Genomic DNA, 16,593 nt, shown 5'->3' with positions numbered 1-16,593 from the left:
CTCTTTTAATTTACTTTAAAAATAAGAAGCTTTGCGCCATCATCTTCACTGATTTTCTTGTGGCAGGTATAGCAAATGGAACAACTATTACAGTACATATTTGAGCTATAAGTGTCGCAATAGCAGCACCTTCACCTTTATATATAGGGATTAAAATTAAATTTAAAATAATATTTACTACTAGTCCTACGGACATATAAATCAGTGAATATTTTTGTAATCCTTCACATATCAACCAAGGACCTCTAGCAGATCCAACAATCGCAAATATCCCAGACCATATCATAATTACAAGAATTTTCAAACTATCGATATACTCATATCCGTACAAAAATAATACTATATACTTTCCAAATAATGAAATCAATACAGCCATTATTATACTTATCCAAATTACTATTCTATATAAGCGTTTAATCAAATTTAAATATTGCATATTGTCTTTTCTATGATTTTGCATTATCAATGGAGTATATGAAGTAATTATGGCTAACGGTACAAAATACCATATATTTGATATTTGAAAAGCAGCTGAATATATTCCATTTTGATAGCTAGAATCTAATATATTTCCTATCATAATTTGATCTACTCTTGTGTATAAAGAAACCATAATACCACTTATAATCAATGGCCAACTTTTATTTAATATATACTTAGCGAATTTTAAATCAATATGACGAATTCTAATAGTGATCTTATTTTCAAAGAAATTCTTTTTAGTAAGGATCAATAAAAACGCAATTATTATTGATTCTATTAAATAGGCATACGAAAAATCAATAATGCTTCCACCGTACACTACAATAAGGATTTTAAATATAGCTGAAATTGAATAAGAAGTAATTTTTATGACTGATACTAATTTCATATTTTGTTTAGATTGTAATAAATAATCTATCACTTCAAAAGATTTGAAAATCATTGAAATTGAAAGAATGAAAACCATTACTCTAATTTCAAAATCATTATTATTTATAAAAAATAAAATACTGTTTGAAAGAATCAAAAGAACAATTCCACCAATTGCTCTTAAAAATAAACTTGTGCTAATTATATTTTCTTCAGTATATTTTCCGTCTAGAATTGCTTTTACTACGAGTACTTCTAGTCCCAATGTAGCTATTGCTGTAAACAATGTAATATATGCAATAGAGTAATTAAATAATCCAAATTTTTCAGGACCAAAGTATCTAGAAACAATCATAATTGTTACTAAACTAATTAATAAATTAAAAACCTTTTCGCTAATAATCCAAGATGAATTACTAAAAACTTTATTATTTCTTAAATTTAAAAAACTCAACATATTTCATCTGTACCTTTTTGTAATATATTTTTATAAATTTCAATCAACCTGAAATTATTTTTAATATAATTATGTGTACTTGTAGCTTTTTGAATTGCAGCATTTGAAAGGCTAATTGTTTTTTCATCATCTTTGAATACTTTTTCAATATAATAAGCCAACATATAAGGAGCATCACCTTGATAAATATATCCTTCTTTTTCATGTTCAATTAAATTGGAGACACCTCCAACATTTGAAGTAATACACGGCACTCCCAATATCATTGCTTCTCCCAGTGAATTAGGACTGTTTTCAATAGATGAAGGACAAACAAAAACATGGGATTTTAAATACATTTTTTTCATCTCATCTTCATTAAGAGGACCTGTAAATATGACTTTATCACCTAAATTATACTTTTTAATTAAAGAAATTATATACTTGGCATAAGTAGATAGTTTTAATTTTTCTTTAATAGTTCTATTCTTATAAATATTATTTCCAGCAACATAAAGTTTACAATTCGGATATTTTTTTATTACAATAAACAGTGCTTCAAGCATCAAATGCATTCCTTTAATTGGATAATTACCTTGACTTAAAAATATACTATGCGTTTCTTTAGTATTAATATTCCATTTACCATCATAAAAACTTGATCTTAGATTCTCATTGCAGTGAAAATATTTAGCACTATCATTTATTTGTTCCGTACAGGCTTTATCCCAATCAGTACGACCTATGATATATTTAGAATCCATTATAACTTGCTTTTCAATTACACCTTGTTTAACAAAATTACTTTTTTGTGCCTTCAAATTACTTCTTTTTATAAGCTCTTTAATTGTATATTTGTTCATTAATTTTGCTGGTAGATGCGCCATATAATGCTTAGAGTATACAGATACTAAACCTTGAATAGAAACTGTAAACTTTATATTGTTTTTTATGCATATATTAGAAAAAATTGAACTGTGAGAATACTCTGTTCCAAATATATGAACAATGTCCGGACAAGATTGTTCTAATATTTTTAATAATTCTTCCTCATCATAACTATTTAATTTATTCTGTGGTTTAAATGGATAGTAATCTATTTTTTCTCCCTTAATTAATTTATATTTTTGTCTATCCACTGACTGAGGAAATGCAATAGATAATTCAATTTCGTCTGATTCAGATAAAACTCTTGAAGTTAGAGTCAACCATCCACCATATGGTGTAGAGTCTATGTTTAATAACGATGAAGCTTCGGGTGTAGGAACATTAACGATCCATAATACTCTCATTTTCTTTCTCCTTAATTACATCTTTTATTTTCTTATTCATTCCATTTATCAACATAAATATGCTGAATAAAAAAGGAATCCCTTCCATTATGGGTTCAACCATAAAATTAAGTGATAATGACATTAAAGTAGTTATAGCTAAAATTTTAATTTGGGTATTTATTTTAGAACTTTTATAAATAAATATTACATTCTTTACTATCATAATATTAAGAATAATCAATAATATGAAAGGAACAAATCCGGCTACATGATAAATATCCAGCCACATATTATGTGCGTAAGCAAGACTTAAAATCATTTCTTTCCCACCAAAAGGATATTTATAAAACTGTCTCGCAAATTCCGTATAAATATTAATCCTAGGATCATCAATAATGGAGATTTCATTTATTCTGCTATATAAATTAGTACTTTCAACAATGGTTTTAATAGAAAAAATATCGAATTCTATTATAAAATATACAAAGAAAATAATTGAACATAGCAAAATTAAGAATTTTATAACTGATTTATACCCTAGTTTTATTTCTTTAGAAAATAAAATTATATTAGTGAAAAAAACAATAATACAAATCATTATTAGTGTTCTATTTCCAATATAAAATGAGGATATTATTGAAAAAAATATAGATATTATAATAATAGTTTTGATAATTTTATTATCTATAATTTTTGTAACAGACAATAGTAATAACGATATTATCAAAGTAAAATAAGATCCTTGAAGAGTGGCTGCAAGATCAAAACCTTCCCAATAATCTCTTATTACTCTTACTTCCAAAAAATGATTTCCATTTTTCACGTAAAAATAAACATTTAAAATCCCATGAAAAAATAAACCCAAAGATAAGCAAATAATTGTATTAGTGTACAACTTGAAATTGTTAAAGTTTACTACAAGACTTCCAATAAAATAAGCTGAAAACGGATATACAAAATACAATATAAAAGAGGCTTGTAAGTTATTTGCGTAATGTGATGATATTATTGTGTAACTAATTGTAAACAAAAATACTACTAATAATTCTTTTGATATCCTAAATCTACTTTTGTTTATATATGCGTGAAATAAGCCTACAAAAATAAACAAATAAAGTAAAAACTCAGATAAGCCAAAAAAATTACTTGAGAATAACAATATAGAAACATACCAAATGAAGTTAGTAATCTTTTTAGTATCAACAGTAGTTTTAGTTGATAATTTTTCGTAAGTAATCATGTTTACCTCTCACTTTGAAAATCATTTAAAAAACTTAAAATTTTTGAAACTTGTTTCTCGCTGTTTTTATTTTCTAGTATAAATTTTTTAGCACTTGATCCTTTAGAATTCAAAACACTCAAATCGTTACTTAAAACGTTCTCTAACTCTTTAACCAAGTCATTAGTTTCATAATTGGATGTAGAGTATATATGCTCATAATATTCTGATGGTATACCTGACAATTTAGTGCTGAATACTGGAATTCCAGAAGCCATGTATTCGAACATTTTTGATGGAAAAGAATACTTCGTATAAATATCTTGTGGATTTCTTAGATTAATCAAAAGTGTTGCTTGCAGTATTTTTTTGTTTACTTCTTCTCTTTCAATAAATCCAAAGTGCTTTATTCTACTATCTAATTTAGAGGCGCTATGTATACTTGAATCCATATCTCCTTTTCCGAAAAACCAGAGAGCATAATTAGAATCTTTCATCTGTTTGAATACATCTAATATTTTCTGAATTCCTACTTCTCTATTTAATGTTCCAGCATGAACAATAACTTTAGATTTAGATTTAGGCATACTTAATAATTCTACATTTTTTAAATTATTATTATAAATACCTTCAATGACTATAAAAGGATTATTTTTCACATTCAAAACTTCATTCATTTGTCTAGAAAATAAAATGTAACCATCATGTGAGTTTTGAAGTTTATTTACTAATTTTAAATATGGATTCATTAAAATTCTTTTATATAATTTCATTTTTTTTATTCTTGTAGGAGAATATGTGAAAGAAGATATATCGGTAAATGTCATTATACTATTTAATTTCATAATTTTTTTTGAAATTACTACGGCTAGAGAAACAGGAGCATAATGACAACTTGATAATATAATTTTTTCTTTTTCATTATAATTCTTTACATTCCAAACAAGGACTCTAAAAAAAGCGTGTAAAAAAAAGTTTAGTTCTTTTAAAAAAGGCAGGTTGACAAAATTAAGGTATTTTATGTTATCTTTAATTTTTCTTTTAAAGATAAACTTTTCTTTTTTAGAGTAATAATTACATTGATATATTGAATTAATTTCAATATTTTTTGTTTTTTTTATTAATTCTTTTAATAAGGCTTCTTCATACATAAATTGAGCGATAAAAAAAGGGTTTTTTTCCGTTTTCTTTTTTTCTAATAATTCCGAATCACATATTTGGCCAAAATATAGAATTTTCATTTAAACTTCCTTTCTATCCCCCAAGAGTTATATTTAAATATTAAATATGGTGGCAAATACAATAGATACATTACGCCTTTATAAGTTTTATTATTAATTTTTTTTGAATCGATTTTCCGAGAAATTTTATAAAAATAACCGGAGAATTTATACGCCCATATAATACTATCAGGAAGAATTTTTGTGATCTTCTTATTTCCTTTAATTCTTTCCCAAGTATTTTTTTTATCTTCTAGTTGAATGTTGGGGTCAAATCCAGCATTATTCTCTCTTATTCTAAATAAACTTAAATACTCGTCTACAAAAAATAATCTATGCTTAATTGCTAGTTCTCTATAAAATTCTCCATCTTCTCCATATCTTAAATTTACCGGGAATTTTATATTATTTTTAATCAACTCTTCTCTTAAAACCATAATTGTAGAGGTTTGAATTTTTAAGGATATAAAAGATTTCAAAAAAACATCTCCACTATATTTTTTCGTATTTATTTTTTTATTTTTTTTACCATTTTCATATATCATCGTATATGAATGCTGAGACCACACTGCTGAATTTTTTTCCATTAATTCTACTTGTACTTTTAATTTTTTTTGATCCCATATATCATCTGAATCTAAAAATGCTATATATTTACCTCTCGATAAACTAATACCTATGTTTCTAGCATTAGAAGGACCGCTATTTTCAATTTTTATTATTTTCATGTCAAAAGAATATCTCTCGTATAATCCAGACAAATCATGCTTAGAACCGTCATCAATTACTATTACTTCAAAATCTTTAAATAACTGACTATTCACACTATCTAATGCTAATGTAAGCCAATTTATATTTGAGAAAAAAGGAATAATTACACTTACTTTTTTTTCATTCACTTTCTTTCCTCCACACATTTCTATTTATATAATCTACATAAGAAATTATAACTCTCACAATCTTTTCAGAAACATTTGCTATATCATAATCACTAACAATTCTTAGCGTTTCTTCTTCTTGTTTTTCAAGTAGCTCTATCCCTTGTAATATACGCTCTTTTCTCAAACCAACCATCATTACACTAGCTTCTTCCATTGCTTCTGGTCTTTCATGAGCTTCTCTAATATTAAGTGCTTTAAAATTTAAAATTGATGATTCCTCGCTAATTGTTCCACTATCACTAAACACTACTTTAGCTGACTGCTGAAGTCTCACATAGTCATTGAAACCTAGTGGTTTCAATAACCTTATATTTTCATGCAATTTAAAATTCTTTTGATCAAGCATTTTTTTCGTTCTAGGATGAGTACTCATAATTATTGGCAAATCGTATTTTATAGATATAGCATTTAAAGTTTCCATGAGGTTAAAGAAATTTTTATCAGAACTTATATTTTCTTCTCGATGTGCAGATACTACAAAATACTTACGTTCTTCTAAATCTAATTTTGATAAGATTTTTGACTTTTCAATATCATTTTTTCTAGAACTAAGAACTTCATACATAGGACTTCCAGTTTTAATGATTCGATCTGCAGGTAATCCTTCTCTGAGTAGATATTCTCTCGCAATATCACTATATGTTAAGTTAATATCTGCAATATGATCTACAATTTTACGGTTTGTTTCTTCAGGTACACGTTGATCAAAACAACGGTTTCCTGCTTCCATATGAAAAATCGGAATCTTGCGTTTTTTTGCAGCAATTGCGCAAAGACAACTATTTGTATCACCTAAGATTAAAACTGCTTCCGGCTGTACTTCTTCTAAAACCGGATCAATAGCGATTAAAATATTTCCTATAGTTTCAACTGCTGTGCCATTTGCAGCGTTTAAAAAGTAGTCAGGTTTTCGTAAATTGAAATCCTCAAAAAATACTTCGTTTAGTTCATAGTCATAGTTTTGACCCGTATGTACTAATACATGTTCAATTGCCTCAGATTCTTCTAGTTTGTTAATTACAGCTGATAGGCGGATAATCTCCGGACGCGTTCCAACGATCGTCATGACTTTTAATTTCTTCATTTTAAGACCTCACTCATATAAGTATCTGGTTTTTGTATATCAAACTGTTCATTTACCCAAAACAAAGTAATCATTTCACTTGCTCCAATATTTTCAATCGAGTGTGTATAGCCAGGCGGTATATCCACAACCCGCGCTTCATTTCCTTCAACTTTATATTCAATCACTTCAGATTTTTCAATATGTCTGAATCGAATCATTGCTTCACCACTAATGACGATAAACTTCTCTACTTTCGTATGATGATAGTGATTTCCTCGTGTGATCCCTGGCTTTGTCTTCGACACAAACATTTGTCCCATATAATCCGATTTAATCAATTCACTTAACCAACCTCGATTGTCTTCGTGCTTTGTTAAACCATACGAAAATGCATCCTCTTCTAAGTAAGATAAATACGTCGTATATAGTTTTTTGACGAATAAATCTTGATAATTAGGCAACAGTAAAGATTCACGCATGTTTTTAAAACTTTGAATTAATGTTACTATTTCTTCTAACGTTTTTTTATAAGTAACCGGTACTTCAGCATATATGTTCTTTTCAACGTTGTTAGCAGATAATAAGTTAGCAACTATGCTATCAACTACATCATCAATATAAGCTAAGTTCAGTTCAATGGAAGGATCAGTAACAGTAATTTCTAAATCATTCGCAACATTGTAACAAAATGTTGCGACTGCTGAGTTGTAGTTAGGTCGGCTCCATTTACCGAATAGGTTAGGTAAACGATAAATCGTAATACGTGATCCTGTCTGATCATGATACTTGAATACTTCTTGCTCCGCTCCCAATTTACTTTCGCCGTAGGGATTGTTTAGCTCAGCTTGAGTAGAGGAAGATAGTAAAATGTGTGGACGTTTATTCGACTGACTAGCAAAATGTATAAGTTTTGCCGTCAAATCTTGATTCCCACTTTTAAATTCATTTTCTGTTTTCGGACGATTCACTCCAGCTAAATGAACAATTTTATCTGCTTGTTTTACTAATACTTCTAATTCATTTTCTGAATTACTTCGTGAGTATTCTAATACTTCAAATTGTGAATCTTCTCTTAAATGTGCAATCAAGTTTCTTCCGACAAAACCTTTTGATCCTGTTACTAAAACTTTCATTATACTTCCTCCTTACATCAATTCAATGATGCTATCTGATTCGACTTTTTCGCCTTTCCATTGAGCCAACTCATATTGAATATAAGGAAGATCTAATAGCATTTCTTTTACTTGCTCAACATTTACCCGATTTGTATTATCAGAGTTATACTCCAAATGGTCACGCACTAATTCGTTACCTTCTGTAAAGAATTTCTCATAATTCAAATCACGTGTATCTGCTGGTATACGGTAGTATTCACCGTGGTCTTCTGCCTTAACAAATTCTTCTTTAGTAAGTAATGTTTCATACGACTTTTCACCATGACGTGGTCCGATGATTTTGAAATCGCTTTTTGCATTGAACAGTTCTTTTAATGCAGTTGCTAATTCAAAGATTGTACATGCAGGAGCTTTTTGTACAAAAATATCTCCTTGTTTAGCATTGTTGAATGCATACAATACTAAATCAACTGATTCTTCAAGTGACATCATGTAGCGTGTCATACTTGGATCTGTAATTGTTAAGTCTTTTCCTTCTTTCATTAAATTGACGAATAAAGGAATCACCGATCCACGTGAAGCCATAACGTTCCCATAGCGAGTTGAACAGAAAACTGTTTCGTTTTCAGAAACATTTCGTGACGCTGCAATCATACACTTCTCAGCCATTGCTTTTGAAATACCCATTGCGTTAACTGGATAGACTGCTTTATCTGTACTCAATAAAACAACACGTTCAACATTATGATACTTCGCAGCACGGAATACATTGTCCGATCCTTGAACATTTGTTTTAATCGCTTCCATCGGATAAAACTCACACGAAGGAACTTGTTTTAATGCAGCAGCATGAAACACATAGTTTACATCCTTCATTGCGTCAGCAATACTGTTATAGTCTCTTACATCACCAATATAATATTTGACTTTGTCATTTTGAATTAAGTTACGCATATCATCTTGTTTCTTTTCATCTCGACTAAAAATGCGAATTTCTTGAATATCTGTATCAATGAAGCGATTTAATACTTGATGACCAAATGATCCTGTCCCACCAGTGATTAATAAAATTTTGTTTTCAAACATTATATTCACACGACCTTTTCTTTTTCTTTTTGTTTCCCTAAAATAATATTCACAGCGTTGAGAGAACTATAGTTGTTTTCTAAAAAATTATTCGAATTCATTCCTATTTTTTCAGAATAATCCTTATCAAGAAATTTTTGTGACTTTAAATAAAATGTTTCTACATCATCACTTTTACACCATTGACCTAATTTATTACCTTCTATTATTTCACTTAAGTCTGAAATGCAGTCTGTCGCTGCTAAAATTGGTAACGATGCCTGCATATACGAAAGTATCCTAGAGGGAAAGTTAGGAATTGTAAACTTATGATCTAAGAAAATCATTCCTACATCCGATGAATATACAACCTCTTCATAATCTAATCTAGACATTTGGGGTATTAGTTTAGTATTTTTAATTTTATTATTCAAAATAAAAGTTTGTAATTTCTTGTACTCTGTTCCAGAACCTACAATTAAAAAATACATGTTATCATGATCCATACTTCTTAATAATACTTTGCACAAAAAATCAACACCTTGCGGTTTTCCTAAGTTACCTCCATATATATATATGGTTTTATCTAAGGGCAGATTGTATTTTTCTCTAACCATATTTTTTGATTCTTTGAAAAAAGTTCTTTTTCGAATCGTTATTGTATTTGGACAAACTTCAATTCTATTTGGTTTCAAATAATTATTATTTTTCAAAATGTAATTTAAATTATTTATTGTCATACAACCAATACGATCTGACTGCTTGTACAGACGTTTTTCTTTAAATCGAAAGTAGTGATAAATAGGATTCAATTTACTAAAGTAACCTAAGTCAACAGCATTTTGTGGAAAAATATCTTTAAGTAAAAGATATGTTTTTGCATTTAAATTTTTACGTTTTAAATATTTTATTACTCTTTCAAAAGTAATCGGTGGAGTTGTGTAAATAATCAAATCAAAATCATTTTTCTTAATGTACTTTTTTATAGCTTTTAAATATAAATACTCTAACTGCAAAATCGAAATCCCTTTTTTAAATTTATTTGTTTTAGTTATGTCACCTATTTTTATTTGCAAAAAGTCTATACCTTCATTACGAAAAAAAATTGTTTCTTTGTTTTCTCGCCTTTCATAAGGTCCTACTACTGTCATATCGTGCCCATAATTTCTAAATTCTCTGATTAAATCAGTGTATATGCCTGGATTATTTATCTCTTCAATATTTAATAATGATAAAAATAAAATTTTCATTTAATCACTACTTTATTAAAAATACTTTTGATAGCCCCAATAACCTTTATTTGATCTACATCGGATAAATCTGACCCTGAAGGTAGACAAACTCCTGTTTCAAACAATTTTTTTGAAAAATCTTCATTTATTGAGTGTGCAAAGAATTTAGTTCCTTTAAATAATGGCTGTAAGTGCATAGGTTTCCACAAAGGTCGTGTTTCTATATTCATTTTTTCCAAAAAATTTATAAATTCTTGTTGAGAAACATCCGTCTTATCTTTATCTATAATGAGCGTCGTTAACCAACGATTAGAATAACTATTATTTAATTCTGGCATAAAACTAATTCCGTCTATGTTTTCTAGTTCCTCTTTATACTTTTTAAATACGTTACGTCTTGCTTCCACACGATTATCAATAACTTCTAACTGGCCTCTTCCTATACCTGCAGAAATATTACTCATACGGTAGTTAAATCCTACTTCAGAATGTTCATAATGAACTGCCGCATCTCTAGCTTGAGTGGCTAAAAAACGTGCTTTTTTTATCATATCTTCATCATCAGAAACAAGCATTCCGCCACCCGAAGTAGTAATTATTTTATTTCCATTAAAAGAATAAATTCCAAATTTCCCATGGGTACCACTTTTCTTATTTTGATATGATGCGCCTAAAGATTCTGCTGAATCTTCGATTATTGGGACACCATATTCGTTGCATATTTCTAAAATTTCATTCATTTTCGCACTTTGTCCATATAAATGAACGACTATTACCGCTTTAGGCATTTTTTGAATACTTAATGCGTACTCAAACGCTCTTTTCAAAGCTTCGGGACACATATTCCAAGAATCTGGTTCAGAATCGATAAATACAGGTATTGCTTTTTCATATAAGATTGGATTTGCAGTCGCTACAAAAGTAAATGTAGAGCAAAATATTAAATCATCTTGCTGTGTATCCAATAATCTGAGTGCTAAATGAAGTGCAGCTGTTCCAGAAGATACTGCGGCTGCCGATTTTACTCCCACATATTCTGCAAGCTCTTTTTCAAATCCATCTACGTTTGCCCCCAGAGGAGCAATCCAGTTTGTATCAAACGCTTCTTTAACATATTTCATTTCATTTCCGCTCATATGTGGAGATGATAATAATATTCTTTTTGTATCAGTCATTCACCCTCTACCTCCCGAAACATTAGTTAACACTCTTGATGGTGATCCTACTACTGTTACATCATTTTCAACATTTCGAATCACCGTACTTCCAGCTCCTACTACAGTCCAAGACCCCACACTAATACTTGGAATGAGAGTAGCTCCAGCACCTATATGGCACCCTTCTTCCACCTTTACATTTCCAGTTAACGTACTCCCTGGTGAAATATGAACATAATCTTCAATTACATTATCATGTTCAACGACACAACGAGTATTCAATATGACATGATTACCAATTTTCGAAGCAGGATTCACAACACTGTTTGGCATAATACAGGTTCCATATCCAACAACTATATCTTCCGAAATGATTGCCGATGGATCAATTACAGTAGCATAATTTTCAAGTGGTAAATTCAGTTTTTCGAAAATGAATTTTCTTACACGGTTTGCGCCAATGGCAATTAAAATATAGGTATCATCATCAATTAGATCTGAAATTATTTTAGTAGGCCCTTTAATTTGCCCTTTTACATCGAATGTTTTTTCAGAGTATTTATCATCAAGTTTAGCTATGACTTTCCAACCAGCACGAATAGCTACATGTTCGATAACTTTTGCATGACCCGAGTCTCCAATGAGTATTAAATTTTTCATTAGTGAATCTCCTTATTCCCTTTAAATTTTTCAATCGTTACATGGTTTCCATTCGAAATGCCTTCGCTAATAAAAACTTTTTTTACAGTCAAGATTAAGATTTTGAAATCAAGCCAAATTGATTGATTTTCTACATACCAAATATCTAATTCAAATTTTTCATTCCAACTAATTGCATTTCTTCCGTTTACTTGTGCCCATCCTGTAATGCCTGGTTTGACTTCATGTCTTCGCTTCTGTTTTGAATTGTACAAAGGTAAATACTCCATAAGTAGTGGTCTTGGTCCTACTAGACTTAAATCACCTTTTAAGACATTGAATAATTGAGGTAATTCGTCTAAACTAAGTTTCCGAATTAACTTTCCTGATGAATTTAATCTCTTTACATCCGAAAGTAGTTCACCTTTGGAGTCTCTCTCATTAGTCATTGTTCTAAATTTATAAACATTGAATGGCTCTGCATTTTTACCCGGTCTTGTTTGTTTAAAAATTATCGGGTTCCCAATAAAACTTTTAATAAAAATTGCAGTAACAATTATGACTGGGAAGAGCAAAACGATTAATATTAAACTTAAAATAAAATCTATTGCTCGCTTCATAAAGCATTAAACTCCTTTTGCTTCTCTATCTTTGAATAACTCTCATTCGCCCAATTAATTAAGTATTGCTTTAACTCATTTTTATCACAAAATGTTTCTATCTTATTTAAATTAATGTATAATTCAGAATTAATTGCAGTTTTCCCAACAAAAATACCAGGAGAAATGGCTTTTGGATCAACTTCTCCTTCTTTCAATAACTCTTCATACATTTTCTCACCTGGACGAATTCCAGAAAACACGATTGGCATTTCGTCTTCCGTAAAACCACTGAGTTCAATCATATTTTTTGCAAGATCCACGATTTTGACCGGTTCCCCCATATCAAGGACAAACACTTCTCCGCCATCCGCTAAGATGCCCGCCTGAATGACTAAACGGCTAGCTTCCGGGATTGTCATGAAGAAACGTGTCATCTCTGGATGAGTGACGGTAACCGGTCCACCCGCTAAAATCTGTGACTTGAAGAGTGGAATTACAGATCCACGACTACCCAGTACATTCCCGAAACGAACGACAGCGAATTTCGTTTTACTGCGACGTCCTAGTTCTTGAACAACCATTTCTGCAATCCGTTTTGTTGATCCCATGACATTTGTTGGATTCACGGCTTTATCCGTTGAAATCATTACAAAGCGCTCTGCTTGGAATAAGTCAGCTACTTCGGCGACATTTTTTGTTCCGTATACATTATTTTTGACGGATTCATATGGATTTGCTTCCATTAAAGGAACATGTTTATGCGCGGCTGCGTGAAAGACCACCTGAGGTTTATGTGTCGCAAACACTTCTTCTAATCGAGTTCGATCTTGTACATCCGCAATAATCGGCACTAAATTGATCGGAAACTGAAGTCCACGTAGTTCTCGTTCAATCAGGTAAATGCTGTTTTCTCCATGACCAAGTAATACAATTGTTGTTGGATTAAATTGAATGATTTGTCGGCAAATTTCTGATCCGATTGAGCCACCAGCTCCGGTGACAAGGACTGTTCGTCCTTCAATCTCTGATTTAATTCCTGAAATATCGAGTTCGACCGGCTCACGACCAAGCAAATCCTCAATTGAAACATCACGAATCGCACTGACAGAAACCTTACCCGTAATCAATTCCTCAATCATTGGTAACGTCTGAACGTTTTTACAAAGCGTTTTCGCCTCCGTGATCAGTTCAATCCGTCGTTGTTGTGTCAATGATGGAATTGCCAAAACAATCGCTTCAATCTGGTGTTTTTCAATGACTGATTTTAAGTTTTTTGTTGTTCCAACAACTTCTATCCCTTGAATCATGAAATGCATATTTTTAGGATCATCGTCCAAAAAAGCAACAGGCTTTAACTCATGAAACGGTGACGCATATAATTGACGGACTAACGAACGTCCAGCTCGACCAGCTCCAATTACAAGTGTACGTTTACGTGACTTGACCATCCGGCGAGGTAATGCATATTTGCGCCAATGTTGTCCGATTCCGAGTAAGCGTAAAGCCACACGAATCGCTCCAAGTAACAATAACGAAATACAAAAACTAAGAATCGTGATCCGTTCGAGTACTTGTCCAAACACAAATTTTTGATAGATCATTAAACCAATCGAACTTGCCCCGAGTGACAACGATAAGGTCAATGCTTCCTGAATACTGGCATACTTCCAGTTGACGCGGTACAGCTTCATCAAGAAGGCTAACGAGACAAACAGTAAGGCAAAGACGGCAGCTGACTGCACTAATAATTTACTGTCGATTAATTCAAACAGTTCTTTTGGATATAAGAAAAAATAGGTAAATCCCATCGCGATTCCTAAAGCAACAGCGTCGATGCAGGCTAACGTCAGGGTCCGATAATAATAGTAGAATTTCAAAGGACAGTCTCCTTTCTCTTTATGATGGAGGACACGTGCTTAGACAAGCGAAGAGGACTTCGCACGTTCTGCGAGTAAGTCTGCCATCATCTTTGCAACGTCATCTCCCAGGTCATCCCGTTTCAAGGCAAACTCGAGTGTCGTTTGAATAAAACCAAGTTTTTCCCCGACGTCATAGCGTTTTCCGTCAAATTCATAAGCAAAGACCCGTTGCATTTCATTGAGTCGCGTAATCGCATCGGTCAATTGAATCTCGCCGCCTGATCCGACTTCTTGTGTTTCTAAGTATTTAAAGATTTCCGGCGTTAACAGATAGCGACCTAAAATTGCTAAGTTCGATGGTGCTGTTCCTGGTGCTGGTTTTTCAACAAATGATTTTACCTTATGTAAGTTCTCTGAGATGCTCGTGCTTGGATCGACGATACCGTAGCGGTGTGTATCTTTATCCGCAACCGGTTGAACGCCGATGATTGAACTGTTCGTAATCTCATACTGCTCGATCAATTGACGTGTACACGGAACATCGGCTTGGACGATATCATCCCCGAGCATGACGACGAACGGTTCATTACCGATAAAGGCTTTTGCCTGTAAAATCGCGTCACCGAGTCCTTTTGGTTTCGATTGACGAATGAAATGGATGTTGATGTTCGTCGTTGCTTCGACGAGATGCAACAACTCCGATTTATTTTTCGCGATTAAATTCGCTTCGAGTTCCGGTACGGAATCAAAATGATCCTCGATCGCCCGTTTCCCTTTACCGGTAATGATTAAAATATCTTCAATCCCCGATTCAATCGCTTCTTCGATGATATATTGAATCGTCGGTTTATCGACGATCGGCAACATTTCCTTCGGCATTGCTTTGGTTGCCGGTAAAAAGCGTGTGCCAAGCCCGGCAGCGGGGATGACTGCTTTTTTCACTCTCTTCATGAAATCAACTCCCAGTTCTATTTTTAAATTCCCATAATATAATCAAGTTGGAATTCTTTATGTAAATTAAGATAACATACCCTAAGAGATTTATTCCATAAAGTTTTCCAATTGTTGATATTGTAAGCGTTAACATAGAAAAAAGAGAGTGGATTTTCACTCTCTTTACATTTTCTTCACATTAAATCCTTTATACCCACTGACCTTTCCAGTTCTTTTCAACCGGATTAGGAGGATTAATCGTCACGAGCTGGTTCAGAAGAACCGCTTCATTGTTTTCATAAATTTCTTCATACAACCAGTCTTCTAATTCATGCTCCAAATATTTTCGGCATTGTTCCCAGTAGAACGGACGTTTTTCAGTATGGTGGGCGTCTGACGCCACGAGATGCGCCAAACCGTTTTCAAGTAAGGCAACGGCAAAACGTTGGACATCCTTACCGTACTTACCGATCAGACTCGCACAAGTCACTTGACTGATTGCACCATTTAAAATCAAATCAAACAACAATGTCGGATTCTGGATGATAGCTTTGTTTTTTTCCGGATGCGCAATGACGGGAACGTAGCCGTCAGAAATTAATTCGGCAAACACTTGTCGCGCATACGACGGGATTCCGGTCGAAGGAAATTCAATCAGTAAATAACGTGAATCCGCAAGCGGCAATGCCATACCCTTTTGAACTTCTTCAATCAAATCACCCGTCAAACGAATCTCATGCCCCGGATAGACGGTGATTGGAATATTGCGCTGATGGAACAGGACATTTAATTCATCGACGTTCAGTTTCACATCGACGTCTTCCGTCTCGAACTGCGGATGAAACAAGTGCGGGGTCGCGATGATTCGTGTGATCCCTTCACTTGCTGCCTGCTCTGCCAGTTGTAACATTTGCTCGACACTCGCCGGACCGTCATCGACCAGCGGTAAAAGATGACAATGAAGATCAACCATGATGGCACCC

Annotated in this window: 15 protein-coding genes; all 15 read right to left on the bottom strand. The window is 32.1% G+C overall.

Features of this window, described 5'->3' with window-relative positions:
* Nucleotides 1-10 precede the first annotated feature (10 nt).
* The 15 genes from MUN34_RS00880 to MUN34_RS00810 all read right to left on the bottom strand — a co-directional run bounded on the left by MUN34_RS00880 (nucleotide 11) and on the right by MUN34_RS00810 (nucleotide 16,583).
* The gene (locus MUN34_RS00880) at nucleotides 11-1,309 is read right to left on the bottom strand and encodes a flippase (RefSeq protein ID WP_247856624.1); all 1,299 of its coding nucleotides are present in this window, start codon (nucleotides 1,307-1,309) and stop codon (nucleotides 11-13) included.
* Nucleotides 1,303-2,580 (bottom strand): glycosyltransferase family 4 protein, encoded by a 1,278-nt coding sequence (locus MUN34_RS00875; protein WP_247856623.1) that lies wholly within the window; start codon nucleotides 2,578-2,580, stop codon nucleotides 1,303-1,305. Before MUN34_RS00875 ends, MUN34_RS00880 begins: the two co-directional genes overlap by 7 nt.
* The gene (locus tag MUN34_RS00870) at nucleotides 2,558-3,802 is read right to left on the bottom strand and encodes a hypothetical protein (RefSeq protein ID WP_247856622.1); all 1,245 of its coding nucleotides are present in this window, start codon (nucleotides 3,800-3,802) and stop codon (nucleotides 2,558-2,560) included. Before MUN34_RS00870 ends, MUN34_RS00875 begins: the two co-directional genes overlap by 23 nt.
* Nucleotides 3,803-3,804: 2 nt before the next feature.
* A complete protein-coding gene (locus tag MUN34_RS00865; RefSeq protein ID WP_247856621.1) occupies nucleotides 3,805-5,022 on the bottom strand; it encodes a glycosyltransferase in 1,218 nt (405 codons plus the stop codon).
* Nucleotides 5,019-5,900, bottom strand: a complete 882-nt coding sequence (locus MUN34_RS00860; protein WP_247856620.1) for a glycosyltransferase family 2 protein — start codon at nucleotides 5,898-5,900, stop codon at nucleotides 5,019-5,021. The genes MUN34_RS00865 and MUN34_RS00860 overlap by 4 nt, the downstream gene beginning before the upstream one ends.
* The gene (wecB, locus tag MUN34_RS00855) at nucleotides 5,893-7,026 is read right to left on the bottom strand and encodes a non-hydrolyzing UDP-N-acetylglucosamine 2-epimerase (protein ID WP_247856619.1); all 1,134 of its coding nucleotides are present in this window, start codon (nucleotides 7,024-7,026) and stop codon (nucleotides 5,893-5,895) included. Before wecB ends, MUN34_RS00860 begins: the two co-directional genes overlap by 8 nt.
* A complete protein-coding gene (locus MUN34_RS00850; protein ID WP_247856618.1) occupies nucleotides 7,023-8,141 on the bottom strand; it encodes a polysaccharide biosynthesis C-terminal domain-containing protein in 1,119 nt (372 codons plus the stop codon). Before MUN34_RS00850 ends, wecB begins: the two co-directional genes overlap by 4 nt.
* 12 nt (nucleotides 8,142-8,153) lie before the next feature.
* A complete protein-coding gene (locus MUN34_RS00845) occupies nucleotides 8,154-9,209 on the bottom strand; it encodes a polysaccharide biosynthesis protein (protein WP_247856617.1) in 1,056 nt (351 codons plus the stop codon).
* Nucleotides 9,210-9,214: 5 nt separating this feature from the next.
* On the bottom strand, nucleotides 9,215-10,438 hold the full coding sequence (locus MUN34_RS00840) for a glycosyltransferase family 4 protein (protein ID WP_247856616.1): 1,224 nt from the start codon (nucleotides 10,436-10,438) through the stop codon (nucleotides 9,215-9,217).
* Entirely contained in the window at nucleotides 10,435-11,595 is a 1,161-nt protein-coding gene (locus MUN34_RS00835; RefSeq protein WP_247856615.1) for a DegT/DnrJ/EryC1/StrS family aminotransferase, read from the bottom strand. The genes MUN34_RS00840 and MUN34_RS00835 overlap by 4 nt, the downstream gene beginning before the upstream one ends.
* Nucleotides 11,596-12,237, bottom strand: coding sequence for an acetyltransferase (locus MUN34_RS00830; RefSeq protein WP_247856614.1), 642 nt, complete (start codon nucleotides 12,235-12,237; stop codon nucleotides 11,596-11,598).
* Nucleotides 12,237-12,836 carry a sugar transferase gene (locus MUN34_RS00825; RefSeq protein ID WP_247856613.1) on the bottom strand — a complete coding sequence of 200 codons (600 nt, stop codon included), beginning with the start codon at nucleotides 12,834-12,836 and terminating at the stop codon, nucleotides 12,237-12,239. Before MUN34_RS00825 ends, MUN34_RS00830 begins: the two co-directional genes overlap by 1 nt.
* Nucleotides 12,833-14,695 carry a nucleoside-diphosphate sugar epimerase/dehydratase gene (locus tag MUN34_RS00820; protein WP_247856612.1) on the bottom strand — a complete coding sequence of 621 codons (1,863 nt, stop codon included), beginning with the start codon at nucleotides 14,693-14,695 and terminating at the stop codon, nucleotides 12,833-12,835. Before MUN34_RS00820 ends, MUN34_RS00825 begins: the two co-directional genes overlap by 4 nt.
* 39 nt (nucleotides 14,696-14,734) lie before the next feature.
* On the bottom strand, nucleotides 14,735-15,628 hold the full coding sequence (gene galU / locus MUN34_RS00815) for a UTP--glucose-1-phosphate uridylyltransferase GalU (protein WP_247856611.1): 894 nt from the start codon (nucleotides 15,626-15,628) through the stop codon (nucleotides 14,735-14,737).
* A gap of 190 nt (nucleotides 15,629-15,818) precedes the next feature.
* On the bottom strand, nucleotides 15,819-16,583 hold the full coding sequence (locus MUN34_RS00810; protein WP_247856610.1) for a tyrosine-protein phosphatase: 765 nt from the start codon (nucleotides 16,581-16,583) through the stop codon (nucleotides 15,819-15,821).
* Nucleotides 16,584-16,593: the final 10 nt, after the last annotated feature.

The sequence above is a fragment of the Exiguobacterium sp. 17-1 genome (genome assembly GCF_023096305.1).
GTDB lineage: Bacteria > Bacillota > Bacilli > Exiguobacteriales > Exiguobacteriaceae > Exiguobacterium_A > Exiguobacterium_A sibiricum_A.
This window is presented reverse-complemented; position numbering and strand designations above follow the sequence as displayed.